The 24112-nt window shown below is 67.1% G+C and carries 28 protein-coding genes and 1 pseudogene; 10 read left to right on the forward strand and 19 right to left on the reverse strand.

Going from position 1 to position 24112, the window contains the following annotated elements; genetic code table 11:
- From Q5Y72_RS16495 to Q5Y72_RS16525, 7 genes and pseudogenes are all read right to left on the reverse strand, one after another.
- The coding region (locus tag Q5Y72_RS16495; protein ID WP_305964523.1) for an IS110 family transposase at positions 1–524 on the reverse strand (524 nt) is incomplete at its 3' end.
- A gap of 191 nt (positions 525–715) precedes the next feature.
- Positions 716–963: pseudogene (locus tag Q5Y72_RS16500) on the reverse strand (transposase); the annotation flags it as partial.
- Between the two features lie 61 nt (positions 964–1024).
- Positions 1025–1546 (reverse strand): gluconokinase, encoded by a 522-nt coding sequence (locus Q5Y72_RS16505; protein WP_305964524.1) that lies wholly within the window; start codon positions 1544–1546, stop codon positions 1025–1027.
- Positions 1547–1618: 72 nt separating this feature from the next.
- Positions 1619–2935: a TRAP transporter large permease gene (locus Q5Y72_RS16510; protein ID WP_305964575.1), complete on the reverse strand. Its 1317-nt coding sequence runs from the start codon at positions 2933–2935 to the stop codon at positions 1619–1621.
- Between the two features lie 9 nt (positions 2936–2944).
- The gene (locus Q5Y72_RS16515; RefSeq protein WP_305964525.1) at positions 2945–3517 is read right to left on the reverse strand and encodes a TRAP transporter small permease subunit; all 573 of its coding nucleotides are present in this window, start codon (positions 3515–3517) and stop codon (positions 2945–2947) included.
- Positions 3518–3581: 64 nt separating this feature from the next.
- Positions 3582–4589 carry a TRAP transporter substrate-binding protein gene (locus tag Q5Y72_RS16520; protein WP_305964526.1) on the reverse strand — a complete coding sequence of 336 codons (1008 nt, stop codon included), beginning with the start codon at positions 4587–4589 and terminating at the stop codon, positions 3582–3584.
- An 86-nt stretch (positions 4590–4675) separates the two neighbouring features.
- A complete protein-coding gene (locus Q5Y72_RS16525; RefSeq protein ID WP_305964527.1) occupies positions 4676–5470 on the reverse strand; it encodes a GntR family transcriptional regulator in 795 nt (264 codons plus the stop codon).
- A gap of 92 nt (positions 5471–5562) precedes the next feature.
- Here Q5Y72_RS16525 and Q5Y72_RS16530 point away from each other — a divergent pair, with 92 nt between their 5' ends.
- Both Q5Y72_RS16530 and Q5Y72_RS16535 read left to right on the forward strand, forming a co-directional pair.
- On the forward strand, positions 5563–6768 hold the full coding sequence (locus Q5Y72_RS16530) for a mandelate racemase/muconate lactonizing enzyme family protein (protein WP_305964528.1): 1206 nt from the start codon (positions 5563–5565) through the stop codon (positions 6766–6768).
- A complete protein-coding gene (locus Q5Y72_RS16535) occupies positions 6765–7535 on the forward strand; it encodes an SDR family oxidoreductase (protein WP_305964529.1) in 771 nt (256 codons plus the stop codon). Before Q5Y72_RS16530 ends, Q5Y72_RS16535 begins: the two co-directional genes overlap by 4 nt.
- Before the next feature lie 18 nt (positions 7536–7553).
- Here Q5Y72_RS16535 and Q5Y72_RS16540 read toward each other — a convergent pair whose 3' ends face one another.
- The 8 genes from Q5Y72_RS16540 to Q5Y72_RS16575 form a co-directional block, all read right to left on the reverse strand.
- Entirely contained in the window at positions 7554–8462 is a 909-nt protein-coding gene (locus Q5Y72_RS16540; RefSeq protein WP_305964530.1) for a sugar kinase, read from the reverse strand.
- Positions 8459–9679 (reverse strand): mannonate dehydratase, encoded by a 1221-nt coding sequence (uxuA, locus tag Q5Y72_RS16545; protein ID WP_305964531.1) that lies wholly within the window; start codon positions 9677–9679, stop codon positions 8459–8461. The genes Q5Y72_RS16540 and uxuA overlap by 4 nt, the downstream gene beginning before the upstream one ends.
- A 21-nt stretch (positions 9680–9700) precedes the next feature.
- Positions 9701–10741 (reverse strand): L-idonate 5-dehydrogenase, encoded by a 1041-nt coding sequence (locus tag Q5Y72_RS16550; protein ID WP_305964532.1) that lies wholly within the window; start codon positions 10739–10741, stop codon positions 9701–9703.
- A gap of 1 nt (position 10742) precedes the next feature.
- A complete protein-coding gene (locus tag Q5Y72_RS16555; protein ID WP_305964533.1) occupies positions 10743–12020 on the reverse strand; it encodes a TRAP transporter large permease in 1278 nt (425 codons plus the stop codon).
- Positions 12017–12520 carry a TRAP transporter small permease gene (locus Q5Y72_RS16560; RefSeq protein ID WP_305964534.1) on the reverse strand — a complete coding sequence of 168 codons (504 nt, stop codon included), beginning with the start codon at positions 12518–12520 and terminating at the stop codon, positions 12017–12019. Before Q5Y72_RS16560 ends, Q5Y72_RS16555 begins: the two co-directional genes overlap by 4 nt.
- Positions 12521–12597: 77 nt before the next feature.
- Complete coding sequence (locus Q5Y72_RS16565) at positions 12598–13584, reverse strand: TRAP transporter substrate-binding protein (RefSeq protein ID WP_305964535.1); 987 nt, start codon at positions 13582–13584, stop codon at positions 12598–12600.
- A gap of 23 nt (positions 13585–13607) precedes the next feature.
- A complete protein-coding gene (locus Q5Y72_RS16570; RefSeq protein ID WP_305964536.1) occupies positions 13608–14288 on the reverse strand; it encodes a GntR family transcriptional regulator in 681 nt (226 codons plus the stop codon).
- A 340-nt stretch (positions 14289–14628) separates the two neighbouring features.
- Positions 14629–15642, reverse strand: a complete 1014-nt coding sequence (locus tag Q5Y72_RS16575) for a TerC family protein (protein WP_305964537.1) — start codon at positions 15640–15642, stop codon at positions 14629–14631.
- A 335-nt stretch (positions 15643–15977) separates the two neighbouring features.
- Here Q5Y72_RS16575 and Q5Y72_RS19955 point away from each other — a divergent pair, with 335 nt between their 5' ends.
- The gene (locus tag Q5Y72_RS19955) at positions 15978–16283 is read left to right on the forward strand and encodes an integrase core domain-containing protein (protein WP_371930856.1); all 306 of its coding nucleotides are present in this window, start codon (positions 15978–15980) and stop codon (positions 16281–16283) included.
- Positions 16284–16500: 217 nt separating this feature from the next.
- Here Q5Y72_RS19955 and Q5Y72_RS16580 read toward each other — a convergent pair whose 3' ends face one another.
- From Q5Y72_RS16580 to Q5Y72_RS16590, 4 genes are all read right to left on the reverse strand, one after another.
- Positions 16501–16728, reverse strand: a complete 228-nt coding sequence (locus Q5Y72_RS16580) for a hypothetical protein (protein WP_305964538.1) — start codon at positions 16726–16728, stop codon at positions 16501–16503.
- Positions 16629–17621 (reverse strand): FAD/NAD(P)-binding protein, encoded by a 993-nt coding sequence (locus Q5Y72_RS19960; RefSeq protein ID WP_371930855.1) that lies wholly within the window; start codon positions 17619–17621, stop codon positions 16629–16631. Before Q5Y72_RS19960 ends, Q5Y72_RS16580 begins: the two co-directional genes overlap by 100 nt.
- A gap of 25 nt (positions 17622–17646) precedes the next feature.
- On the reverse strand, positions 17647–18414 hold the full coding sequence (locus Q5Y72_RS16585; RefSeq protein WP_305964539.1) for an RBBP9/YdeN family alpha/beta hydrolase: 768 nt from the start codon (positions 18412–18414) through the stop codon (positions 17647–17649).
- An 81-nt stretch (positions 18415–18495) separates the two neighbouring features.
- The gene (locus Q5Y72_RS16590; protein WP_305964540.1) at positions 18496–18978 is read right to left on the reverse strand and encodes an Lrp/AsnC family transcriptional regulator; all 483 of its coding nucleotides are present in this window, start codon (positions 18976–18978) and stop codon (positions 18496–18498) included.
- Between the two features lie 191 nt (positions 18979–19169).
- Here Q5Y72_RS16590 and Q5Y72_RS16595 point away from each other — a divergent pair, with 191 nt between their 5' ends.
- The 7 genes from Q5Y72_RS16595 (at position 19170) to Q5Y72_RS16625 (ending at position 23751) form a co-directional block, all read left to right on the forward strand.
- Positions 19170–19622: an RrF2 family transcriptional regulator gene (locus Q5Y72_RS16595; RefSeq protein WP_305964541.1), complete on the forward strand. Its 453-nt coding sequence runs from the start codon at positions 19170–19172 to the stop codon at positions 19620–19622.
- A 256-nt stretch (positions 19623–19878) separates the two neighbouring features.
- Positions 19879–20097, forward strand: a complete 219-nt coding sequence (locus tag Q5Y72_RS16600) for a hypothetical protein (protein ID WP_305964542.1) — start codon at positions 19879–19881, stop codon at positions 20095–20097.
- Positions 20098–20134: 37 nt separating this feature from the next.
- Positions 20135–20281, forward strand: a complete 147-nt coding sequence (locus Q5Y72_RS16605; RefSeq protein ID WP_305964543.1) for a hypothetical protein — start codon at positions 20135–20137, stop codon at positions 20279–20281.
- Between the two features lie 39 nt (positions 20282–20320).
- Entirely contained in the window at positions 20321–21298 is a 978-nt protein-coding gene (locus Q5Y72_RS16610; protein ID WP_305964544.1) for a sulfate ABC transporter substrate-binding protein, read from the forward strand.
- Positions 21299–21301: 3 nt separating this feature from the next.
- On the forward strand, positions 21302–22138 hold the full coding sequence (gene cysT, locus Q5Y72_RS16615) for a sulfate ABC transporter permease subunit CysT (protein ID WP_305964545.1): 837 nt from the start codon (positions 21302–21304) through the stop codon (positions 22136–22138).
- On the forward strand, positions 22131–23018 hold the full coding sequence (cysW, locus tag Q5Y72_RS16620) for a sulfate ABC transporter permease subunit CysW (RefSeq protein WP_305964546.1): 888 nt from the start codon (positions 22131–22133) through the stop codon (positions 23016–23018). Before cysT ends, cysW begins: the two co-directional genes overlap by 8 nt.
- A 13-nt stretch (positions 23019–23031) precedes the next feature.
- Positions 23032–23751, forward strand: a complete 720-nt coding sequence (locus tag Q5Y72_RS16625; protein WP_305964547.1) for a sulfate/molybdate ABC transporter ATP-binding protein — start codon at positions 23032–23034, stop codon at positions 23749–23751.
- Positions 23752–24112 lie beyond the last annotated feature (361 nt).

Below are 24112 nucleotides of genomic sequence, written 5' to 3' on the forward strand. Positions count from 1 at the left end.
GGGTTGTCTACCGTCAGCTCTCGGATGCGGTGCTCGAACCTGCCGCGGGAGATCGCGCCGACCTTCAGCCCGAAGTTCCGCAGCAGTCCACGCAATGACAGCTCCAGAGTGATAAAGCCCTGCTGCACGGCTTTGCGGGCACTGAGCAGAGCCCGCACTTCCTGCGCCGAGACGGATTTGCAATGGACGGGCCGGAACCAGCCGAGATGAAGCAGGCGCGCAATGCCCTCGGCATCCCGTCGGTCCGTTTTGATCGGCATCGCCTTCAGGGCACCCTTCACCTGCCGGGTCTCCATCAGCACCACACTCAGGCCCGCCTCGGTCATGCCACGATGCAGCCATTGCGACAGGGGGCCGGCTTCGAGACCGACGACCGCGATGGTGCCCTCCAAGTCCCCAATCCAGCGCGCCAGCGCCTCCGGCTCGCTGGCCGCCTGCGCCTCCCTCACGATCTTCCCATGCTCGCTGATGACGCAGGTCGCGGTCTTCTCCAGCGACACGTCCAGTCCGACAAACAGCTTCATTCCGCAGTCCTCCAGATGGATCCAATACGGGAATGGCGCCAGATTGCCCTCGGTTTGACAACGGTAACGGGCAGGTCGCAGCGCAGGCCCCGTTACGGCATCTCATTCTTGCCTCACAGCCAGACCATGACGGAAGCGGCGAGTGCGACGGCGGAGAGGAACAGCCTCGGGCACCTGTCGGCGCAGCGGCCTTCGGAGACCATCCCATCCATCATCCGGGCGAAGGTGCCCATGTCGCCCCACCGCTTCCAGCGGTTCTGCAGGCGCCTTGATGGCCCCTAGTCCTTGGGCGCTTCGCACCAACGCAACCCGTTGCGATTGATGAAGATCATGCCATTCAGCACAGGCGATCATCGCCGCCCGGCTTGCCGTGGCTCTTCGGAAAGAAGCGTTCAAGCCCCGCCATCTGTGCGTCCGTCAGCCAGAACAGGGTGCTCATCAGTCAGTCTCGTTGCGCAGGCTGAATCACACCAGATGTCCGAGATCAACGGGGCCTGACCCTAGTGGCGCAGTTGCGCCACCGCCTCGTGCAGCACCTCGGCCAGGCTGCGCGACATGTCCAGCGTGATCGCCGCCTCGTCGGCCTCGGGCGGTTGCAGCGTCTCGATCTGCGAATCCAGCAGCGCGCTGGGCATGAAATGCCGGCGCTGGCCCATCCGCGTGCGGATCAGGCCGGCGGGCGCCGTCAGGCTGACGATGCGCAGGGGACCGATGCCCTCGCGCAGGCTGTCGCGATAGCTGCGCTTGAGCGCCGAGCAGGAAAACACCACCGCCCGCCGCGACCGGGCCGCGCGCACAGCGGCAGCAAGCGCCGCCAGCCAGGGCGCCCGCATCGCGTCGGTCAGCGGCGTGCCCGCGGCCATCGCGGCCCGGTTCGCCGGCGGGTGATGGTCGTCTCCCTCGATGAAATCGGCCTCCAGCGCCACCGCCAGCGCCTCGGCAAAGGTCGATTTTCCCACCCCACTGGGGCCCATCACCATCACGCAGGGCCGCAGGGGCGGCGGATCGCCGTGCTGTTCCATGACCGGACTCCTTCCTTGCCCAAGCGAACGTAAGCCCACCGCGCGGCATCCTGCGTGCGACGGGCGGCGGTCTCAGCGTCCGGTGATGCCCGGAAAGGCGATCAGCAGTGCCAGCGCGACGATCTGCAACCCGATGAACGGCAGAAGCGAGCGGAAGATGATCCCCAGCGTGATGTCGGGCGGCGCCACCGATTTCAGGTAGAAGGCGGCCGGGCCGAAGGGCGGCGACAGGAAGCTGACCTGCATGTTCATGCAGAACACCACCCCGAACCAGACCGGGTCCATGCCCAGATCGACGATGATCGGCACGAAGATCGGCATGGTCAGCAGCGCGATGCCCACCCAGTCGAGAAAGGCGCCAAGGAAGAACAGGATCGCCATCATCACCAGCACGATCACCGTCGGATTGTCCGAGATGCCGGTGATCATCTCGGACACGAAATCGACGCCGCCCATGAGGTTGTAGACGCCGACAATGGCGGTCGCGCCGATGCCGATCCAGACGATCATGCCCACCGTCGCCAGCGTCTGCATCGCCGCGCCGCGCAGCAGGGCATAGCTGAATTCGCCCCGCAGGATGGTGGACAGCACCACCCCGCCGACGCCGATGGCAGAGGCCTCGGTGACCGAGGCGATGCCGCCATAGATCGAACCCAGCACCGCCGCCACCACGAAGATCGGCAGCGCCAGTCCCTTCAGCAGGCGCATCTTTTCCGCCCGCGATACCGGCGTCGGATCGACATCGGGCACCGCGCCCGGCGTCAGATAGGCCCGCGCCAGGATATAGGCGCAATAGAACCCGGCCAGCATCAGGCCGGGCAGGAACGAGGCAGTAAACAGTTCGCCGATCGAGACGTTTGCGGTGAGGCCATAGATGATCAGCACGATCGAGGGCGGGATCATCGTCCCCAGCGCGCCCCCCGCGCAGACCACGCCGATCGCGAGGCCGCGATCATAGCCCAGCCGCAGCATCTGCGGCAGCGCCAGCAGGCCCAGCAGCACGATCTCGCCGCCGATGATGCCCGACATCGCCGCCAGGATGACCGCCACGAAGACGGTCTGGATGGCGACGCTGCCCCTGATGCGGCCGGCGAACAGCTTCATCGCGTCGAACAGGTCGCGGGCGATGCCCGAGCGGTCGAGGATCGCCGCCATCAGCACGAACATCGGCACCGAAACGAAGACGAAGTTCATCACGAAGGAATAGACGCGGCTGGTGATCAGCGGGATCGACATCGGGCCGAACCACCCCAGCGCGAAGATCAGCGCGACCAGCAGCGTCACGAAGGCCAGCGGCATCCCGGTCAAGAGCAGCGCGATCAGCATGCCGAACATGACCGCCGTGCCCCATTCGATGCCCAGGGCCTGAAGGTTGAAGCCAAGATCCATCATCGGGCGTTATCCTCTCGCCCGGCGGGCATAATTCACGGCGAAGATCAGGAACTGCACGACCAGCAGCACCATGATGACAAAGATGAAGATCTTGATCAGCGCGGGTGTCGGCGGGCTCCAGGCGCTGCCGGTGGTTTCCAGCCGGATCTCGCCCGAGGGGGTCCAGACCGCGCGGGTGACCATGTGCCAGGCGGCATAGGCGAAAAACCCCGAGGCGACGGCGCAGCTGATCGAGATGACAATGTCGAAGATGCGGCGCAGACCCGGCGACAGCCAGTCATAGATCAGCACCACCCGGATATGGCTGTTGCGGCAGGTGCAATAGAGGCCGCCAAACGTGAAGGCCAGCCCGCACAGGAACACGGTCAGCTCGTGCGCCCAGATGGTCGGGCGGTTGAGGACGTAGCGCAGGAACACCTCGGACAGCAGCACGGCGGCCGAGACGACGATGCCGGCGGCAAAGACATAGGCAACGCGATCCACGATTCGCCCCATCGTCCCCGCCTCGGCGGGAATGGGGCCGACGCCTTCGCTGGTGGCGGCCAGGTCGATCTCGTCTGGGTGACGGTCTGCGGTCATGTGGTGGCTCCCCCCAAGAAATGATGGCCGCCCCGACGGGGCGGGACGGCCCTGGTCACGCTGCTTACAGCATGCCCTTCTCGCGCAGATAGGCGGTCAGCGTGTCGAAGACCTTCTGCGACATGGGCGACTGGGTGGCCAGCTTTTCCCATTCGGCCACGCCAAGCGCGCGGAACTTGGCGCGTTCCTCGTCGGACCAGTTGTGGACCGTGATGGCGGGATCGGCCTCGGCCTCGGCCAGCGCGGCCTCGTCGGCGGCACGGTTGCCGGCCAGCTGGGTCTGCTGGAACTCCTTCACCGTCTCTTCCATCAGCACCTTCATGTCGTCGGGCAGCGCGTCCCATTTGGCGCTGTTCATCGACACCTCGACCAGCGGCAACGAATGGAAGCCGGGATAGACCGGATGCGGCGCGACGCCGTTCAGACCCTGCTGCTGGTTTACCGAAAACACCGAATAATCAGCTGCATCGACGACACCCTTGTCAATCGAGGTGAACACCTCGGACGACGGCAGGTTGACCGGCGAGGCCCCGGCGGCGGCAAAGACGTTGGCAATCGGGCCTTCCGGCGTGCGCACCTTGACGCCCTGCAGGTCGGCCACGCCTTCCAGCGGCACCCGCGACACGAAGGCTTCCAGCCCCGGCGTCGAGACGCCGATGAAATGCAGGCCATAGCTGCCCAGCAGTTCCTGCATCAGTTCCTTGCCTCCGCCATTCTCGACGAAATCGATCATCTGCTCGGGCGCGGACCAGGCGCCGACCGGGTTCGAGATCAGGCCGAAGGCCGGGTCCTTGCCCGCCCAGTACGAGCTGTCGCAGATCTGCCCGTCCAGGATGCCCGCCGCCACCGCGTCCAGCGTCTCGTTGTATTCGACGACCGAGCCGACCGGCAGCAGTTCGATCTTGATCTTGCCGCCGGATTTCTCGGCCACCAGATCGGTCCAGCCCTTCTGGAACTCGAAATTGGGGTTCCCTGCCGGGTCCGACGACTGGAACTTGAAGGTGAAGTCCTGCGCGACGGCCGCGCCGGCCGTCAGGATCAGGGCCATCGTGGCCGCGTGGATCAGTCTCATTGGGGTCCTCCCTTGGACGTTCAGATTGAGTGACGGTTCTGGGCATCGCGCCGCGGCTGATGCGGCGATCGCGTGCCGGTCGCGGGCTACATCGCCCGCCCTCCCTGGCCTCCGTCCAGGCCGAAGCTCACATCAAGCAAGGCCGGATCGATATTCTGTTCAAGCCGGTCCAGCATCGTCAGGCCGAATTCCACCAGCCGGTCCGACATCTCGCGGGCCCGCGCCACGTCACCGGCCAGCACCGCCTGCATGATGGCGAGGTGATGGCCCACGGTCTCGTCCAGCCCCTGCTGGCCGCTGACCCGGGTGATGTCCAGAAACCCCGCCCGCCGGCCCAGCGCCTTCAGCGGCCGCAGGCAGCGGTCGAGGAAGCGTTCGCCCGCCGACTGGATCATGAACTTGTCGAAGGCTTTGTCCAGCATGTTGAATCGGTCAAGCGTGATGGTGGCCCGTTCGTCCTCCAGACGGCGCGTGATGTGATGCAGCCGGGCGCGTTCGTTGCCGGCCATCCGCGCGATGACCGCGCCGACCACAAAGCGGTCCATGTCGCGGCGCAGGTCGGCTAGCCGGCGTTCGCGCGCCAGATCGATCGGCGAGACCCGCAGCCCGTTGCGCGGCTGCACATCCAGCAGCGTCTCGGCCGCCAGCCGGCGCACCGCCTGATGCACGGGGGTGCGGCCAAGCCCGGTCAGTTCCTGAAGATCCTGCGTGCGCAGGGTCGCGCCCGGCTGCAGCCGCATCGAGATGAACAACTCCTCGATCCGCTCATAGGCGGCGCTGGTCAGGTCGCCCGAGACGGCCGCTGCCGCCGGATCGTCGGCCGACGCCGCGCCGGCCTCGGCGCCCCCTGTCGGCTGAGATGGTCCGGCCTCGGCCCGCATCGTGGTTCCCCCTCTTGATGTTTTCTGATATTTCACAGCATATCTCAAAAGTCAACGCGATTCGCGGGGGCTCGCCACAGGGAGGGTAGCACTTGAAGATCACCGCGATAGAGACCTTGCGCACCGAGGAATTCTCGAATGTGCTGTGGGTGCGGCTGCATACCGACGAAGGCAGCATCGGCCTGGGCGAGACCTTCTATGGCGCCGAGGCGGTCGAGGCGCATATCCACAACACCCTGGCCGTGCGGCTGCTGGGCAAGGATCCCACCCGCATCGAGGCGCTGAACCGCGCGATGGTCGATCTGCCGATGGCACAAAGCTCGACGGGCGTGGAATACCGCGCGGCCTCGGCGATCGATATCGCGCTGTGGGACCTGTTCGGCAAGATCACCGGCCAGCCGGTCCACAACCTGCTGGGCGGGCTGAACTGCGACCGGCTGCGCATCTACAACACCTGCGCGGGCTACGGCTATGTGCGCAGCAACAATATCCGCCCGGTGGACACCTGGAACATCGGCAGCGCCGAGGGTCCCTATGAGGACCTGAACGCCTTCATGTCGGACGCCGGCGCACTGGCCGAGAACCTGCTGGAAAGCGGCATCACGGCGATGAAGATCTGGCCCTTCGATCCGCCCGCGCAGGAAAACCGCGGCATGTCGATCTCGGCCGACCAGATGCGCAAGGCGCTGGACCCGTTCGAGAAGATCCGCAAGCGCGTGGGCGACGCGATGGACATCATGGTGGAATTCCATTCGCTGTGGAACCTGCCGACCGCCAAGCAGATCGCCCGCGCGGTCGAGCCCTACGCGCCTTTCTGGTATGAAGACCCGATCCGCATGAACAGCCCGCAGGCGCTGGAGGAATATGCCGCCGCGACCGATGTCTGGGTCTGCGCCAGCGAAACGCTGGGATCGCGTTTCCCCTACAAGGACATGCTGGACCGGGGCGCGCTGCATGTCGCAATGGTCGATCTGTGCTGGACCGGCGGGCTGACCGAGGGGCGCAAGATCGCGGCGCTGGCCGACACCTATCACCGCCCCTTCGCGCCGCATGACTGCACCGGACCGGTGGGCTTCGTGGCCGCCATCCACGCCTCGTTCAGCCAGCCGAACACGCTGATCCAGGAATCGGTGCGCGCCTTCTATGACGGCTGGTATCGCGAACTGGTCACCGAGATGCCTGTGATCCGCGACGGCCACGCGCTGCCGATGGAGGGTCCGGGCCTCGGCACCGACCTGCTGCCGGCGGTCTACGATCGCAGCGACCTGACCCTGCGCAGATCGGAGTGGACGGCATGACCGCCAGCAACCTGTTCGACCTGACCGGCCGCACGGCGCTGATCACCGGATCGACCCGCGGGCTTGGCCGGGCCATCGCCGAGGGCTTCGGCGCGGCCGGCGCGGCGCTGGTGATCAACGGCCGCGACCCCGACAAGACCGAAGCCGCCGCGGCCGAGATGCGCGAGGCCGGGCTGACCGTGCGCGCCGCATCCTTCGACGTGACAGACGAACAGGCGGTCGAGGCGGTGTTCCGCGACCTGGATGCCGAAGGGGTCCAGATCGACATTCTGGTGAACAATGCCGGCATCCAGCATCGCCAGCCGATGGTCGACCTGGCGCTGGCCGACTGGCAGCGGGTGATCGACACCAACCTGACCAGCGCCTTCCTGCTGGGGCGCGAGGCGGCGAAACGGATGATCCCGCGCGGGCGCGGCAAGATCGTGAACATCGGCTCGCTGACCAGCGAACTGGCCCGCGCGACGGTCATTCCCTACACCGTTGCCAAGGGCGGCATCCGGCTGCTGACCAAGGGCATGGCCGCCGAATGGACGCCGCACGGCATCCAGGCCAACGCCATCGGGCCGGGCTACATGCTGACCGAGATGAACGAGGCGCTGACCGCGAACCCCGACTTCGACGCCTGGGTCAAGGGCCGCACGCCGGCAGGCCGCTGGGGCCGCCCGGACGAGTTGGTGGGCACCGCGATCTACCTGGCCTCGGACGCCTCGAACTATGTCAGCGGGCAGTTGATCTTTGTCGATGGCGGGATGATCTCGGTGCTGTGACGCCGCCGGGCGGGGCGGTCAGACCGCCTCGCGCACCAGCGCGCCGCGATGGCGGATCACCTTGCGGCTGAGGTCATGGGCGCGGCGGATCGCATCCTCGATGCCCGCGCCCTGCACCCGGGCGGCAAGATAGCCGGCGTTGAAGCTGTCGCCGGCCGAGGTCGTGTCTACCGGCACCTCGCGCGGCAGGTCCTCGACGATTCCCTGCCCCTCGGCCCCGGCGAACCGCACCGCCGCGCCGCCGGCCTTCAGCACCACCTGCCCCGCGCCGCAGCGCAGATAGCGGTCCAGCGTCGCCTGGGGGTCGCGATCGCCGAAGAAGTCGCATTCGTCGTCGAAACTGGGCAGCACCAGATCGGCCTGCGCGGCGGCGTCCTCGACGCCCTGGCGCATGGTCGCCACATCGGGCCACAGCCGCGGCCGCAGGTTGGTGTCGAAGACGATCCGGGTGCCGCCCGCGCGCGCCTCGGCCAGCGCTGCCAGCAGCCGCGCGCGGCCATCTGGCGGCAGGATCGCCAGCGTGATCCCCGACAGATAGGCGATGCGCGCGCCCGACAGCGCCCCCGACAGCGCCGCCGGATCGTCGGCCAGCCGCCGCGCCGCTGACCGGTCGCGCCAATAGGCAAAGCTGCGCTCGCCATCCTTCAGCGAAATCGCGTAAAGCCCGATCTCGCGATCCGGGTCGCGGCCCACGAAACCGGTCTCGATCCCCTCGGCATCGAGGAAATCGACCATCTTCTGCGAGAACTCGCCGGTTCCCACGCGGCTGAGATAGCCGACGCGCCACGCATCTGGCAGCAGCCGGCGCAGATACCAGGCGGTGTTCAGCGTGTCGCCCGCCACGCCCACCTGCCACAGCCCCGGTTGCGCGGCCTGCGACAACTCGACCATCGCCTCGCCGATCGACAGGATCAGACCGCCGGTCATGCGACGCCCCCGGCGACGACCGGATGGCTCAGCGCGGCTTCGACCCCGCGCAACTCGGCCAGCCCCTTGAGGCGCCCGATGGCCGGATAGCCCGGCTGACCGCCGCGGCCGATGTCGTCAAGGATGTCCTGCCCGTGATCGGGGCGCATCGGGATCTGGTGATCGACGCGCCCGGCCGCACGGCGCCGCGCCTCCTCCTGCAACACGGCGGCGATCAGCGCGACCATGTCGGTCTGCCCGCCCAGATGTTCGTCCTCGAAGAACGATCCGCGCAGCGCATCGCTGTCGCGGCGGACATTGCGCAGATGCAGGAAATGCACCCGGTCGCCCAGACGGCGCATCATCCCCGGCAGGTCGTTGTCGGGCCGCGCCCCCAGCGAGCCCGAACACAGCGTGATGCCGTTCGCGGGCAGATCGACGGCGGCCATGCGTTCGGCGTAATCGGCCTCGGTCGACATGACGCGCGGCAGGCCCAGCAGGCCGAAGGGCGGATCGTCGGGGTGACAGCAGAGCCGCATCCCGATCTCTTGGGCGACCGGGGCGACCTGTTCGAGGAAGTCGTGAAAATGCCGGCGCAGCACCGCGTCGGTGACGGGCGCGTAGCTCTCCAGCAGGTCGCGCACGTCGTCCAGGCTGAAGCTTTCGGCCGCGCCCGGCAGACCGAACACCACATTGCCGGCCAGTTCCTCGCGCCGCGCATCGTCCATCGCGGCAAAGCGGCGGGCGGCCTCGTCGCGGATCTCGTCGGGGAAATCCTCTGCGGCGCCCTTGCGGGCCAGGATGTGGATGTCGAAGGCCGCGAAATCGGTGAAATCGAACCGCATGCAGGTGGCGCCGGTGGGCCGCCGCCAGGCCAGATCGGTGCGCGTCCAGTCAAGCACGGGCATGAAGTTGTAGCACAGCACGTCGATGCCTGCCGCCTTCAGGTTGCGCATCGAGGCGATCCAGTTCGCCACATGCGCCCGCCAGTCGCCGGTCTGGGTCTTGATCGCCTCGCTGACCGGCAGGCTTTCGACCACCTCCCATGCCAGTCCCGAGGCCGATCCGTCGCGCATCCGCGACAGGCCGTCCTGTCGCCGGGCGATCTCATCGGCGGTCCAGACCTCGCCGGTCGGGACATGATGCAGCGCCGTGACGACGCCCTGCACGCCCGCCTGCCGCATATCGTCAATCGAGACCCGATCCTTCGGGCCGAACCAGCGCCATGTCTGTCGCATCCTGTCCTCCTGTGGCGCGGCTCAGACCGCGAAATCCAGTTGCACCTTGACCGCCTGCGTGCGGTCGCCGGCCAGATCGAAGGCGCGCACGGCCTCGCGCGCCGGCAGGACCTGCGTGACCATCGGCGCAAGATCGATCTGGCCCGCGCCGATCATCCGCACCGCCTCGGCATATTCGGCGTCAAAACGATGTGTGCCGACGAGCCGCAATTCCTTGGACACGATCAGGTTCAGCGGCAGCGGCGTCGCGCCGCCGACGCCGATCTGCACCACCGTTCCCTGCGGCCGGGTGATCGCTATGGCCTGCGCGATGGCATGGGGATTGGCCGAACATTCCAGCACCACGTCGATGCACCCCTTGCCGGTGGCATAGGCGGCCAGCCCGTCGGGGTCGCTTGCGACATTCACCACCCGGTCGGCGCCAAGCCGTTCGGCGATGCCGAGGGTGAAGTCCTGCACATCGGTCACCACGATCTCGGCCGCGCCGCGCAGCCGGGCCAGCGCCGTGCAGATCGCGCCGATCGGCCCGGCGCCGGTGATCAGCACCCTCTGCCCCGCCAGCGACGGTGCCATCGACAGGGCATGCAGGCAGACGGCCAGCGGCTCTGCTCCGGCGGCCGCCTCGGCGCCGATGCCCTCGGGCAGAGGCAGGCATTGTGCGACGGGATGGGCAATGCGGCTGCGGAACAGCCCCTGCTCATGCGGCATCCGCATGGCCGAGCCGTTGAACCGCATGTTCAGGCAATGCCGTTCGCGGCCGGACACGCAGAATTCGCAGGTCCCGCAAGGCCGCGAGGGGCACAGCGCGACCAGTTGGCCCACACGCAGCCCCGAGCCCTCGGGTGCGGCCTCGACGATGCCGGCCGCCTCGTGGCCAAGGATGATCGGTTCGCGCACTCGGATCGGCCCGAAGCCCCCGGCATGGTAGTAATGCAGGTCCGACCCGCAGATGCCGCCCCGCTGGACCCGGATCAACGCGGTCTCGGGCGCGGGGTCGGGCGTGGTCAGTTCCTCGATGCGCAGATCGTGGGCGGCGTGCAGGCGGCAGGCGATGTCGGTCATGTCACTTGTCCATCAGCGAGGGAAGCCAGGTGCTGATCGCCGGGATATAGGACACCAGCAGCAGCACGAAGATGTTTGTCAGCAGATAGGGCACCAGCGCCCGGATCACCGGCGCCAAGGGCAGTCGCGCGATATTGGCGCAGACGAACATGCACACGCCCACCGGCGGCGTGGTCAGCCCGATCATCAGGTTCAGCACCGCGAAGACGGCGAAATGCAGCGGCTCGATCCCCACCCCCTGCGCCAGCGTCATCAGCGGCACGAACAGGATGATCAAGGCGGCGATGGTCTCCATGAACATGCCGACGACCAGCAGGATCACGTTGATCAGCAGGATGACCAGGATGCGGTTGTCGGTCACCGACAGGACCGCATCGGCGATCATCTGCGGGATGCGCTCGCTGACGAGGATCCAGCCGAAGACATTGGCGGTGCCGACCAGGGCAAGGATGCCCGCCGACGACACCGCGCTGTCGATCAGGATCGAGGGCACCCGCGACAGCGGCAGTTCGCGATAGACGAAGGCGCCCACGATGACGGCATAGATCGAGGCGACGACGGCGGTCTCGGTCGGCGTGACAAAGCCCGACAGCATCCCCCCGACGATCAGCCCGGTCATCGCCAGCGCCCAGAAGGCACCGAGGAAGGCCGATCCCAGCTCGCCCCAGCCCTGCCAGGCCTGACGTGGAAAATCGCGGCGCACGGCGATGATGTAGGTCGTGACCATCATCGCAAGGCCCAGCAGGATGCCGGGAATGGCACCGGCAATGAACATCTTGCCGACCGAGATCCCGGCCAGCGAGCCGACGATGATCATCGGCACGGAAGGCGGGATGATCGGCCCGACGGTCGATGATGCGGCCGTGACGGCGGCCGAGAAATCCGCAGGATAGCCCGCCTTCTTCATGCCGGGGATCATCATGCCGCCGATCGAGGCCGCATCCGCGACCGCCGTCCCGGAAATGCCGCCGAACAGCATCGAGGAGGCCACGTTGGTCTGCGCCAGCCCGCCCCTGATCCAGCCGACCATGGCCTGCGCGAAGCGGATGATCCGGCCGGTGATGCCGCCGCCATTCATCAGGTTGCCGGCCAGGATGAACCCCGGAATGCACAGCAGCACAAAGCTGTCCATGCCCGCATACATCTTCTGCGGAATCACCACCAGCGGCATGCCCATGTAAAGCAGGTAGGCCATCGACGACAGCCCCAGCGTGATCGCCACCGGCATGCCGATCACCAGTCCGGCGAGGAAGGTCAGTCCCAGGATCGCAAGGCTCATTTCGTCTCTCCCAGCAGGTTCTCGGGGCGGCCATCCGAGGCGCCGGTCAGCATCGCGATCAGCCGCGCCAGCGCGGCCAGGGCCAGCATGGCCAGCAAAAGAAGGACGCTGCCATGAACGTAATTCATCGGCACGGCCATCGCGGGCGAGGTCTGCATCGCCCCGATCGCGGTGAACCGCCACGCCGCGCCGATCAGCAGGGCGCAAAAGCCCAGCACCAGCGCCGCCGACAGCAGGCGCAGCCGCCAGGGCCAGGCACCGGGCATGCCCTCGCTGACCAGATCGACATTGACCAGATCGCCCGACAGCAGCGCCAGTCCGGTGCCGAAACCGGCCAGATACAGCAGCGCAAAACGGGTCAGTTCCTCGGTCCAGACGGGCGAGCTGCCGACAAAGCTGCGCCCGACGACCTGGATGGTGACGGCGCCGATCAGCACGGCAAAGGCGATGCCGGTGCCGGCACGAAGGAATGCGCGCAAGATGCGGATCGTGAAGGTCATGCGTCCTCCTCGGCACGAAGCCGGCGATGCGGGGGTCAGGTCCGGCCGCGCCAGCGCACGGCCGGAGATCCGGGCGATCAGCCCTGCGCGGCGAACAGCTGTTCGACCACCGGCCTGATCTCGGCGCTGACATTGGCCAGCACGGCATCGCGCGCCTTGGCCGCGAAGGCCGCCACATCGCTGTCCACGAAGGTCATGCCCTTGTCTTCAAGCGCCTTTGCCAGCCGATCCTCATCGGCCAGGAACAGCTCGCGCTCATGCGCCTGGGCGGCGGCGGCGGCCTCCATCACCGCCTGCTGGTCCTCGGCCGACAGCTTGCCCCAGCTCATCTCCGAGATGGTCAGGTAGATCCAGGACCGGACATGCTCGGTCTTGTTGACGAATTTCTGCACCTCGTTGAAATTCGCCGACTCGATCAGCGCCAGCGGATTTTCCTGCGCGTCGATGGTGCCGTTCTGCAGCGAGGTGAACACCTCGCTGAAGGCCATCGGCGTCGGCGCGGCGCCAAGCGCCTCCCAGGTCTTGACGAACAGCGGCACGTTCGGCACCCGCAGCTTCAGCCCGTTCAGGTCGTCGGGCGTGACGATCTCGCGGTTCGAGGTCAGGTTGCGCGGGCCGCGCGCGAAATAGGCGATCGGGCGGATCTGCGCCTTGGCGATGATCTCGGCCTCGACCTGCTTGCCGATCTCGCCCGAGGCGACCGCGTCCATCCCCTCCAGCGTCTGGTAGGCATAGGGAACGGCCAGCAGCGCGGCCATCGGCGCCCAGTTCTGCAGGCTTTCGCCGGTGATCGTCATGTCGGCGGTGCCCAGTTGCATGCCGTTGATCAGGTCGATTTCCTTGCCCAGGGATTCGTTCGGGAACACCTGCACCTCGACACGGCCATCGGTGCGCGCCGCGACCTCTTCGGCGAATTTCAGCGCGGCCTTGTGCCAGCTGTTCTGTTCATTGGCCAGATGGCCCAGCTTCAGGGTCACCTCGGCGGCGCGGGCGCGCAGCGCGGGCGTGGCCAGAACGGCGGCACCGGCAAGGACGCCAAAGTGGCGGCGGGTCAGGTTCATCATCTCTCTCCTCCTGATGAAACGGGTCATGTCGTGAAGAATTCGGGGTGACTGCGCGCGATCTCGGGCAGGTCGTTCAGCAATTCGCGCAGATGCCGCCGCATCGCCTGTTCGGCGGCGTCGGGGTTGCCCGCGCAGACCGCCTCGACGATTGCGCGATGCTGCTCGATCAGCTTCTGTTGGTCAAAAACCCTGACGGTGATATGGCGCAGGCGGTTCATCTGCGATTTCAACTCGTCGAGGACGGTCCAGACATGTTCCTGCCCCGCGGCCACGGCCAGCGCGCGGTGGAACAGGTCGTCCAGCTCGTCAAAGGCTTCGACATCCTGCCGGGCGCTGGCCTCGCGCTGTGCATCCAGCTGGCGGCGCAGCGTGGTGCACAGCGCCTCCGAGGGCGCAGCCGCGACCATGCGGATCAGGTCGCTTTCGACCGCCTCGCGGATCAACCGGGCCGACAGCACCGCCGAAAGCGAGATCGCGGCGATGTAGGTGCCGCGCTGAGGCCGGACCTCGGCAAGGCCATTCGCCGCCAGCCTGATGAAGGCTTCGCGCACGGGCTGCCGGCTGACACCGATCTGGGTCGAGACCTCGGATTCGCTGACCCGGGTGCCAGGCGCAAGTTCGCCTCGCAGGACGCGCATCCGCAGCCAGTCATAGACCTGCTGCGCGGTCGATGCCGCCATGATGATCTGCGGATTGCTGCGCATCGCCAGTCTCCTCCCGGTCGGTCAATACACCATTCTTCCATACTAGTAAATCGCAAACTGCCCAGAAGCGGGTGCCGAGGCCGCATGGGCCGGACATGGGTCGTGGCAGGTGCCTGTAGATCAGCATGTCAGGCCCGCTTGCTGCAAGCGCAGCCCGGGCCCTGAAGACCCCGATGCGGCGCGGCTTGTGGCCGGGCCGAGCGGCACCGTCTCGTGCCGGGACGGCCGGGCACGGGCGTCATGACGACCTTGCAGGATGGCAGCGACAAGCCTCTCGGCCACCTGCGTCATGCGCTGTGCCCGCTGGCCGACACCGTGGGGCACGCAGTTCGGGCGGCCCTCAGGGCCGGGCGCGGGTCGTCTTCACCCTCGGCTGTCCGCCATGCGAACGGGGTCCTGCGGTCTTCCACAGCGAGAACGCCACGCCCGCGCCAAGGATGGCAAAGGTGATGCCAAGCGACCATGCCGGCGGGAATTTCTCCCAACCCATTGCATCGGCGATGAATATCTTCGAGCCGATGAACACGAGCAGCACCGACAGCGCATATTTGAGATAGGCAAAGCGGTGCAGGATCGCGGCAAGCGCGAAATACAGCGCGCGCAGCCCGAGGATCGCGAAGATGTTCGAGGTGTAGACGATGTAGGGGTCGGTGGTGATGGTGAAGACCGCAGGCACCGAGTCGACCGCGAAGACGAGGTCCGCGATCTCGATCATGACCAGCGCGAGAAACAGCGGCGTGGCATGGCGCGTGATCCGCCCCGTCGCCGCACTGGGCTGCCTCACGAAGAAGGCGTGGCCGTGGATCCGCTCGGTCACATGCATCCGGCGCTTCAGGAACCGGACGAGGCCGTTCTCCTCGATCTTGTGTTCCTTGTCGGCCGTGAACAGCATCTTGATGCCGGTGAGGATCAGGAACACCGCGAAGATGTAGAGCACCCAGTGATACCGGTCCACGATCGTCGCACCCAGCCCGATCATGATGCCGCGCAGGAGGATCACCCCCAGGATGCCCCAGAACAGCACCCTGTGCTGGTATTCGCGCGGGATCGCGAAGAATCCGAAGATCAGCGCGATGACGAAGATGTTGTCCATCGCGAGGGTCTTTTCGACCACGAAGGCCGTGAGGTACTGGGCCGTGGCGGTCGCGTCCATCTGCCACCAGATGAAGCCCGCAAAGGACAGGCCCAGAAGGATGTACATGGCCGACATTCGCAGGCTTTCGGCGACGCCGATCTCGTGGTCGTCCTTGTGCAGGACGCCCAGGTCGAACGCCAGAAGCGCAAGCACGACCATGATGAACAGCAGCCACATCCAGAGCGGCTTGCCGAGAAAGAGCAGAAACAGGATTTCCAAGGTCGCGACCTCTCTCGCATGAATGGATCGGGTCGGGCCGGAAGGATGGCGGGAAGATCCGGGCGGGCACCGACATTGTCGATGCGGTCCGACATCACGCGGGGATTCGCGTCAGAGGGGCCCGGGCCGCGCTCGGCACGTTGTGCCGGGTCGGTGAACTTTCAAGCCCGGCGACGACAGAAAATCGGGTCTCGACGCCCCGTGGGCGACGGGGTGTGTCACCGCTGCCGCACGCGCCGTGACCGGGCGTCGCGGCGGTCGCTTCCCGCCTTTCGCACGGGCCGGCTCCTCGGGGACTGGCTTTTTTTCGTCATCTCAATTGCCTGACTTATGATATCGAGAGCTTCAACAGCCGCCTGCGGGACGATCTTTCGAACGGGACCGTGTTCCCGTCCCTGCGCCATCCCCGCGCCACGCTCGGCGCGTGGCGCACGGACGACAGAACCGAACGGCCTTACGCCCGGCGCGGCTGGCAGACGCCTGTCGCAGACCCCCAGACCTTCCCCCCGCAACGGGCCCGAGGCTGGGCATTCCGCAAAGTTCCGCGCCTGCCGCCGCCGCACAACATGCCGAAACCGGGACAAATCAGACCCGGAGCCTTGCTCAGGCTGGACAAGAGACGGGGCAACCTCCGCCACTGATCCGCCGCATGCCGGGACAGGCGCGCGGCATCGGTCGTTCACCCTTCGTATCGGGGCATTTCGAAGCGACAGGCGGGTTCGCGGGTCAGCTTTTTCGCCCGGTCCCGGGAATCGGGGATCGCGGTGATCTCCCAGAACGCGGCAGGGGACGCGGGCGCCATGGCGCGGATGCGCGGGTCTGGGCGACCTTGCGCGTCGATGACTGCGCAGTCGGGCGCTACGGAGGCCAAGGCGCAGCGGGGTCGATGCGCCCGCGCCCGCTGAAGATCGAGTCGGCAACCAGCGGCGTGGCATGGCTCTCGCAGTCGCGCCGAATGCCCCGACCGTCGATGATCCGCGATGTGGTCAGAGACAAGAGCCGGTCGGTGCCGCGCAGGCGCAAACGGGCACTGAGGATTGCGCCGTCGCGGGGGACGCCGGCACAGCTGCCGGCCTGCTGGCGCATTCGGCCTGTCTTCGGGGCCATGTCGATCCGGGCTGCGCTTTTTTTGGGGGGGCAGGCGGTGACGATGCGCCTCCCCCGCGGGGGCTGCGCGGCGCAGAAAGCGGGCGCGATCGGCTGGGGGCATGGCGCTGCAGAGGGCGGAAAGATGCGCCCGGATGCCGTCCCGGGCGTCGCGCCAGGTGCCCGCCTCCGCCACGGCGCAAGCAGCCAGCGCATCCACTACCGGATGGAGCTGAGCGGTGCGCCCGGAGGGACCTCGGCGCGACTGACCTGCAGCGGTGCTGCAGGCGCGTGGACGCGCGGAAGCTGGGCGCGGCGCGAGATGGCCACGATCTCGCCCCGATGACCCGGCGACAGGAGGCTGATGCGTTGATCGAGAATCGACGGGCCTGAGCCGATGATGACCACGCGTCAGGCCGGCGGGGGCGGAGGCAAATCGTCCCGGGCTCCATGGACCATACCTTCCGGGTCGGCTTCGGGCAGAGCGGGGCCATTGGCCAGAACCGCGACGGGCGCGGGGACGACGTGGCGTCGCCGAGATGCTCGGCGACCTCGCCGCGGGTTGTGGCCAGCCGCGTGCCGGTGGCGCACAGACAGCGCAGGCGGCCATCCGCGGACAGGGGTGTCAGCCGGTCGGTCATGCAGGCCGCGCAAGTCATGCGGCCGACAAAGCAGTCGCCGGTCGCATGATCACCGCGCGCCTCCAGCCAGCGCCGCAAATGGTCGGGATCTCCGGGAAGGGCGCGCATGTCGGCGAGCCGCCTGTTCGGCAGATGGCCGAAACCGCGGGTGGAGCAGGCCACGCCGCAGCCCGCCATGTGCCGCCCCTCGGGCACGGAAACGCGCAGGGCCGCGTGGGGCGCGGGCACCCCGGCGAGGATATCGATCTTCATGGCGGACTCGGTGAGCGGCTGAGGATCACCGCGCGCCGACCAACCCCGCGCCCCAGAGGATCAGATTGCCGGCGATTGCGACGAGAACCACGGGCGACAGGCTCCGGTCATCGTCGCAGGCGTGCGCGCGGCGCAGAGGCGTCTCGGCTTGATTATCGGACCGGGGAACCTCCACTCGGGATGTCTGAGGGTCAGGCCGGCCTCTGGCCGGGCAGCAGGGAAGGCCTGGGAGCCGCACCGAACGGGCGGCGCAGGACCGATCGGCGCGCGGTTTGCGACTGCAGGCAGTCGCGCAGTTCCTTGCCCCCGCCCGCCGGCCATAGCCCGAGGCGGCGGCGATGTGCCCGTCGTGGACGATGTCATGCAACCCCGCGCCCCACATCTGCGCGTCCTGACGGGCCCGGTCGAAAGGCATCCACGGGTCGTTGCGGCTGGCCACGACGATGGCGCGCATGTCGACACGCTGGCGGCGCAGCGTGCCAAAGCGGGGTGTCCGCTCGGCTGTCGTCGGATCCGCCGGCGCGACCGGCAGGGGGGCACGCATCCGCAGCCACGGCCGGCGGGCCAGCAGATGCGCGATGGTGACGCGGCCAGGTGAATGGCCCAGCAGGATCGTGTCGGGGTGCGCCATGATGTGAACAGCCAGAGCGGCCTTCCACACCGCGGGGAGCGGACGGGCGGTGTCGGCGATGGCCAGCAGCATTGCATTCGGGTCGGTGCGCGCCCACCAGTCCTGCCGGCGGGGCGCAGGCGAGCCGTCTAGGCCGGGGACGATCGGGCTCCTGGTCGTCACGCTCTCTTTCGATCCTCCAGAACACGACAGTCTTGTCGTGCATCGCGGTTCCAAAGCGGGCGCCCGAAGGAGAACCGAGTACTACCGGTCGCGTGTGTTCACAGGGTAGGCGGTCGTGTGGCGCAGCCGTTCCATCGCGAAATGCGAGGTGAGGTTCTTGATCGCCACGGCGTCGGTCAGCGCCTTGTAGAAGCGGTCATAGGCGGCCATGTCGGGCACCGCGACCCGCAGGAGATAATCGATGTCTCCGGCCATGCGCCAAGCCTCCATGACCTCGGGAAGGATGTCGATGGCCCGGGCAAAGTCCATGCGCCAATCTGCGCCATGATCGGGCGCCTCGATCCCGACGAAGACCGTCAGCCCGAAACCCAACATCGCCGGATCGGCCAGCGCCACCCGGCCGGTCAGAACGCCGTTGGCCTCCAGCTTCTGGATGCGCTTCCAGCAGGGGGTCTGAGACAGGCCGACCCTGTCTGCGATCTGCGTGATCGGAGTGGTGGCGTCAGCCATCAGCGCCGCGACGATCTTGCGGTCGATCAGGTCCAGGGGTGGATTCCGGCTCATCTGGCGATTCCTTTCGGGGCCAGCATGCCGCAATATTACATAAAATCTAGTGTTATTATCGTTATTACGGCGCGCGACTGCGTGCGGACAACAAAGCCGGGCAAAACCCCCGCCGCGTGGTCGTCTTTTCTTTTCGCAGCGTCTCAATCCCCTTATATCCGACGAACACCAGCGAGTCCGAGGGCACGGCCATGATCACGCAAAAGATGAAATACGCGCTGAAGGCCTTGCTGGTTTTGGGTGACGAGGCGCGCCGCGACCGCCCCGAGGCACTGACCATAGAGGTGATCGCCCGGCGGTCCGGCACCCCAAAGCGGTTCCTCGAGCAGATCCTGCTGGAGGTGCGCAATGCCGGCGTTGTGGCCTCGATCCGGGGGCGCTCGGGGGGGTATACCCTGATCAAGCGCCCCGAGGACGTGTCGATCTCCGAGTTGTTGCGGCTGATCGACGGGCCGATCGCGCCCTTGCCCTGCCTGTCCCGCCGTGCCTATCAGCGCTGCGAGGATTGCACCGACGAGGCCAGCTGCCGGTTGCGGCGCGTATTCTCGGAGGTGTTCTGGTCGTATCTGATCCTGATCGAATCGCTGAGCCTGGCTGACATGCTCGGGTCGAAGGCGGTCGCGTCCCAGGTCACCGGCACCTGATCGTGGCCGTGTCTCAAGACGTCTGACGGCCACGAATCCCTGATCTTGCAGGACCCGGCAGCTCTGGCCCGGACGGCGCCGCGCCTGTGCCTGCCGGACCCTGATGGACCCGTGCCTGCCGGGGCGATGGCGACAAGGAGAATGATCTTCTCTTCGGGCGACTAAATCAGCCGGTTCATTTCTCTTGCTAAACACGACTTTCCCTGTCGATATTAAGTTATTGAGACCCTCCATCGGCATCAGGGAAGGACGACCGATGAGCCCCAACCACAGCGGCACGATCTCTCCGCGGACCCGCCCACCACTCTGCGCCATCACCCTGATCGACCGGCGAACCGGCCGCCCGCACCGGGTAAACGGCGCGGCGCTCGTCCTGCTCAGCCGCGACCCCGACATGGCCGCCCTTGAATTGCTGGCCGGACGCGACACCCGGATCTGGGATGCCCGCATCCAGCCGCTGCCCCCCACCGACTGACCATCCCAGCCCACACCCCACCCGACAGGAGACCGCCATGTTCGCCACCATCAAGACCGGCTCTCACAGTAGCGCCCAGGGACTTCGCATCCTCCAGCATGCCGACGGGCGCGTCACCATCTCGACCGGGCGCGGCACGCTGACCGGCTTTCCGGTCGGCCACATGCTGCCCATGGGCGTCTGAAGGCCCGCTTTCCCTGATCGAACCGCTACGAGGCCCGCAATGTTTCTTCGTACCACCGCGCTTGCCCTGCTGACGCTGGCCCCCGCCGCACATGCGGAAAGCCTGCTGAATGTCAGCTACGACCCCACCCGCGAGTTGTATCGCGAGTTCAATGAGGCCTTTGCCGCCCATTGGCAGGCCCAAGGCAATGATGCTCCGACCATCGAGACCAGCCATGGCGGGTCGGGCGCGCAAGCGCGGTCGGTGATCGACGGGCTGAACGCGCAGGTGGTGACGCTGGCGCTGGCCTCCGACATCGACCAGATCGCGGCCAGCAGCGGCAAGTTGCCCGAGAACTGGCAGACCCTGCTGCCGCACAATTCCAGCCCCTACACGTCGACCATCGTGTTCCTGGTCCGCGACGGCAACCCCAAGGGTATCAGGGACTGGGGCGATCTGGTCGCCGCCGGGGTCGAGGTCATCACGCCCAACCCCAAGACATCGGGTGGGGCGCGCTGGAACTATCTGGCCGCCTGGGCCTGGGCCGAGGCAAATGATCGTGACCCGGCCGAGTTCGTCGGCCAGATTTTCGCCAACGTTCCGGTCCTGGACACCGGCGCGCGCGGCGCAACGACAACCTTTGCGCAGCGCGGCATCGGCGACGTGCTGCTGGCCTGGGAGAACGAGGCCTATCTGGCGCTGGCCGAACTCGGCGAGGATCAGTTCGACATCGTCGCCCCCAGCCTGTCGATCCTGGCCGAGCCGCCGGTCGCCCTGGTCGAGGGCAATATCGCCAACGAGGGCCAGCGCGCGCTGGCCAGCGCCTATCTGGACTTTCTCTACAGTCCGGAGGGTCAGGCCCTGGCCTTCAAGCACTATTATCGCGCATGGGACGCCAGCGCCGCCGACCCCGAGGACGTCGAACGCTTCCCTGAACTGGATCTGGTCAGCATCGACGATCTGGGCGGATGGGCGCAGCTGCAGCCGAAGCATTTCGGCGATGGCGGGATCTTTGACCAGATCTATGTCCCCCGCTGATCCATGCGCGCTCCCCTGATCCAGCGAACCCCCATGCCCGGTCTCGGCCTTTCGGCCGGGATCACCTTCGCCATGCTGACGCTGGTTGTTGCGCTGCCCATCGGCGCACTTCTGTGGCAGGGCGCCGAATTTGGCGCCTTCGGCATCTGGGCCACGATCAACCGCGACCGGGTCCGGGCGGCGCTGTGGCTGTCATTCCGGCTGTCCTTTCTGGCTGCCTGCTTCAATCTGGTGTTCGGGGTGATCCTGGCCTGGGTGCTGGTACGCTATCGCTTTCCGGGACGGCGCATCTTGGATGCGGCGGTCGACCTGCCCTTCGCGCTGCCCACCGCCGTCGCAGGAATCGCGCTGACCGCGCTTTATGCCCCGAACGGGGTGCTGGGCGGCCTGACCAGCCAGATCGGCTGGCAGGTGGCCTACACGCCATGGGGCATCTGGCTGGCCCTCGTCTTCGTGGGCCTGCCCTTCGTGACCCGCACCGTCCAGCCGGTGATCGATGAGATCGAGCCCGAGGTCGAAGAGGCTTCCGCCACCCTGGGTGCCTCGCGTTGGCACGCCCTGCGTCACGTGATCGCGCCGATGCTCATGCCCGCAGCCCTGACCGGCTTCGCGCTGTCGCTGGCTCGTGCCGTCGGCGAATACGGGTCGGTGATCTTCATCGCCGGCAACATCCCGTTGCGCACCGAAATCGCCCCCCTGCTGATCGTCATCCAACTGGAGGAATACAACTATGGCGCCGCCGGGGCCATTGGCCTCGCGATGCTGGCCATCAGTTTCACGATGCTGCTGACGATCAACCTCATCCAGATCTGGTCACGCCGGAGGATCGGTCATGTCTGACGTCACGCTGCCGACAGGCCCTGCCCGCAGGCCCGCGCGCTACCGGTCCGCCACCGCGGAACCGCCCGCCGCCCGGCTGACTCTGATCGCGGTCGCGGTTGGCGGGCTGGGGCTGCTGGTGGGCGCGCCTCTGCTCATCGTCTTCGCCGAGGCACTGGTCGGCGGATGGGCCGCAGCCGTCACCAGCCTGGCCAGCCGGGATGCGCAGTCGGCCATCCGGCTGACGCTGCTGATCACCGCCATCGCGGTTCCGATGAACGCGGTCTTCGGGATCGCGGCGGCCTGGTTCATCACCAAGTTCGACTTTCGCGGCAAGGCCTTCCTGATCACGCTGATCGACCTGCCCTTCAGCATCAGCCCGGTAGTGGCGGGCCTGTGCATCGTCTTGCTGTTCGGGGCCAATTCCGCCCTGGGCAGCTGGCTGGGGGGCAACGGCTACTCCATCGTCTTTGCAGTGCCCGGCATCGTGCTGGCCACCGTCTTCGTGACATTCCCGTTCGTGGCGCGCGAACTGATCCCCGTCATGATCGAACAGGGCCACGCCGAGGAAGAGGCCGCGCTGACCCTTGGGGCGTCCGGATGGCGAACCTTCCGCACCGTGACGCTGCCCAACATCCGGTGGGCGCTGCTTTACGGCACGCTGCTGTGCACTGCCCGCGCGATGGGCGAATTCGGCGCGGTCGCGGTCGTGTCTGGCAAGATCCGCGGCCAGACCGCGACCATGCCGATCACCATCGAGATGTTCTACAACGAGTACCTGTCGGTCGCCGCCTTTTCGATGGCGGCGTTGCTGACGGGGTTCGCACTTCTGACGCTGATGCTGAAGACCGCGCTGGAACTGCGCCATGCAGACGCGCTGTCGGCCACCCGCCGCCATTAGAGAGGGACACCCCATGCACATCCAGATCGACGAGATCGCCAAGGACTTCGGGACCACCACCGCGCTGCATCCGGTATCGCTGTCCATCCCCTCGGGGGCGCTGGTGGCGCTGCTGGGGCCATCCGGCTCGGGCAAGACCACGTTGCTGCGCATTCTCGGGGGGCTCGAGCTTCGGACCTCGGGGCGCGTGATGTTCAACGGCCAGGATGCGACCGGCCTGCTGGTGCAGGAACGTCGCGCGGGATTTGTCTTCCAATCCTATGCCCTGTTCCGCCACATGACCGTGTTCGAGAACATCGCCTATGGTCTTCGCGCCCGCCCGCGCGCCAACCGCCCGCCCAAGGCCGAGATCGAGCGCCGTGTCCTCAGGCTCCTCGACCTGATCCAGTTGCCCCAGATCGCCGCCCGTTACCCGACCCAGCTGTCGGGGGGCCAGCGTCAGCGGGTCGCCCTGGCCCGCGCGCTGGCGATCGAGCCGCGGATGCTGCTTCTGGACGAGCCCTTCGGCGCGCTGGACGCGAAAGTCCGAAAGGAGCTGTGTCAGGGCCTGCGGAACATCCACGACGAGACCGGCCTGACCACCGTCTTCGTGACCCACGATCAGGAGGAGGGGGTGGAACTGGCCGACCTGGTCGTCGTCATGTCGATGGGCCGAATCGAGCAGATCGGCAAACCCGCCGACATCCGTGCCCGGCCTGCAACGGCATTCGTCCGCGATTTCATCAGGGCGTAAGCGCGGGCGAGAGGCGGCCGCGCTGTCCGGGACCGGGTTCGGAACCGGCATCGACTGGCGATCATGTGCGGCCGGGCGCTTCGACACCTCAGCCGGTCCGAAAACCGCATGGACCCGGTCAGGTTCATGGCGGGTCAGACAGCCTCCTGCGGCCCGCCACAGCAGAGGCCCAGAGGCAGGATCTGCTGTCGGCCCGCCATGGCCCGGCCCATGGCACGCATGTTCCGGGGGCGTCGTCGGCCCAGAATCCGGAAGCCGACAGCGACCGCTGAGGCTCGGGGTCCGATAGAATTGGGCGAACGCGAGACCGACATCGCGCACGGCCATCCTCGCGACGCTGCAAGAGCGCGTACCATGCAAC

It is taken from the genome of Paracoccus spongiarum (assembly GCF_030732095.1).
Lineage (GTDB): Bacteria > Pseudomonadota > Alphaproteobacteria > Rhodobacterales > Rhodobacteraceae > Paracoccus > Paracoccus spongiarum.

What these genes read in the sequence shown, in the direction of transcription:
- Q5Y72_RS16505 (WP_305964524.1), bottom strand. Translation starts at nt 1,546, where the DNA reads ATGGAACAGCACGGCGATCCGCCGCCCCTGCGGCCCTGCGTGATGGTG.
- Q5Y72_RS16510 (WP_305964575.1), bottom strand. Translation starts at nt 2,935, where the DNA reads ATGGATCTTGGCTTCAACCTTCAGGCCCTGGGCATCGAATGGGGCACG.
- Q5Y72_RS16515 (WP_305964525.1), bottom strand. Translation starts at nt 3,517, where the DNA reads ATGACCGCAGACCGTCACCCAGACGAGATCGACCTGGCCGCCACCAGC.
- Q5Y72_RS16520 (WP_305964526.1), bottom strand. Translation starts at nt 4,589, where the DNA reads ATGAGACTGATCCACGCGGCCACGATGGCCCTGATCCTGACGGCCGGC.
- Q5Y72_RS16525 (WP_305964527.1), bottom strand. Translation starts at nt 5,470, where the DNA reads ATGCGGGCCGAGGCCGGACCATCTCAGCCGACAGGGGGCGCCGAGGCC.
- Q5Y72_RS16535 (WP_305964529.1), top strand. Translation starts at nt 6,765, where the DNA reads ATGACCGCCAGCAACCTGTTCGACCTGACCGGCCGCACGGCGCTGATC.
- Q5Y72_RS16540 (WP_305964530.1), bottom strand. Translation starts at nt 8,462, where the DNA reads ATGACCGGCGGTCTGATCCTGTCGATCGGCGAGGCGATGGTCGAGTTG.
- uxuA (WP_305964531.1), bottom strand. Translation starts at nt 9,679, where the DNA reads ATGCGACAGACATGGCGCTGGTTCGGCCCGAAGGATCGGGTCTCGATT.
- Q5Y72_RS16550 (WP_305964532.1), bottom strand. Translation starts at nt 10,741, where the DNA reads ATGACCGACATCGCCTGCCGCCTGCACGCCGCCCACGATCTGCGCATC.
- Q5Y72_RS16555 (WP_305964533.1), bottom strand. Translation starts at nt 12,020, where the DNA reads ATGAGCCTTGCGATCCTGGGACTGACCTTCCTCGCCGGACTGGTGATC.
- Q5Y72_RS16560 (WP_305964534.1), bottom strand. Translation starts at nt 12,520, where the DNA reads ATGACCTTCACGATCCGCATCTTGCGCGCATTCCTTCGTGCCGGCACC.
- Q5Y72_RS16565 (WP_305964535.1), bottom strand. Translation starts at nt 13,584, where the DNA reads ATGATGAACCTGACCCGCCGCCACTTTGGCGTCCTTGCCGGTGCCGCC.
- Q5Y72_RS16570 (WP_305964536.1), bottom strand. Translation starts at nt 14,288, where the DNA reads ATGCGCAGCAATCCGCAGATCATCATGGCGGCATCGACCGCGCAGCAG.
- Q5Y72_RS16580 (WP_305964538.1), bottom strand. Translation starts at nt 16,728, where the DNA reads ATGCGCCAGCAGGCCGGCAGCTGTGCCGGCGTCCCCCGCGACGGCGCA.
- Q5Y72_RS19960 (WP_371930855.1), bottom strand. Translation starts at nt 17,621, where the DNA reads ATGAAGATCGATATCCTCGCCGGGGTGCCCGCGCCCCACGCGGCCCTG.
- Q5Y72_RS16590 (WP_305964540.1), bottom strand. Translation starts at nt 18,978, where the DNA reads ATGAGCCGGAATCCACCCCTGGACCTGATCGACCGCAAGATCGTCGCG.
- Q5Y72_RS16595 (WP_305964541.1), top strand. Translation starts at nt 19,170, where the DNA reads ATGATCACGCAAAAGATGAAATACGCGCTGAAGGCCTTGCTGGTTTTG.
- Q5Y72_RS16600 (WP_305964542.1), top strand. Translation starts at nt 19,879, where the DNA reads ATGAGCCCCAACCACAGCGGCACGATCTCTCCGCGGACCCGCCCACCA.
- Q5Y72_RS16605 (WP_305964543.1), top strand. Translation starts at nt 20,135, where the DNA reads ATGTTCGCCACCATCAAGACCGGCTCTCACAGTAGCGCCCAGGGACTT.
- Q5Y72_RS16610 (WP_305964544.1), top strand. Translation starts at nt 20,321, where the DNA reads ATGTTTCTTCGTACCACCGCGCTTGCCCTGCTGACGCTGGCCCCCGCC.
- cysT (WP_305964545.1), top strand. Translation starts at nt 21,302, where the DNA reads ATGCGCGCTCCCCTGATCCAGCGAACCCCCATGCCCGGTCTCGGCCTT.
- cysW (WP_305964546.1), top strand. Translation starts at nt 22,131, where the DNA reads ATGTCTGACGTCACGCTGCCGACAGGCCCTGCCCGCAGGCCCGCGCGC.
- Q5Y72_RS16625 (WP_305964547.1), top strand. Translation starts at nt 23,032, where the DNA reads ATGCACATCCAGATCGACGAGATCGCCAAGGACTTCGGGACCACCACC.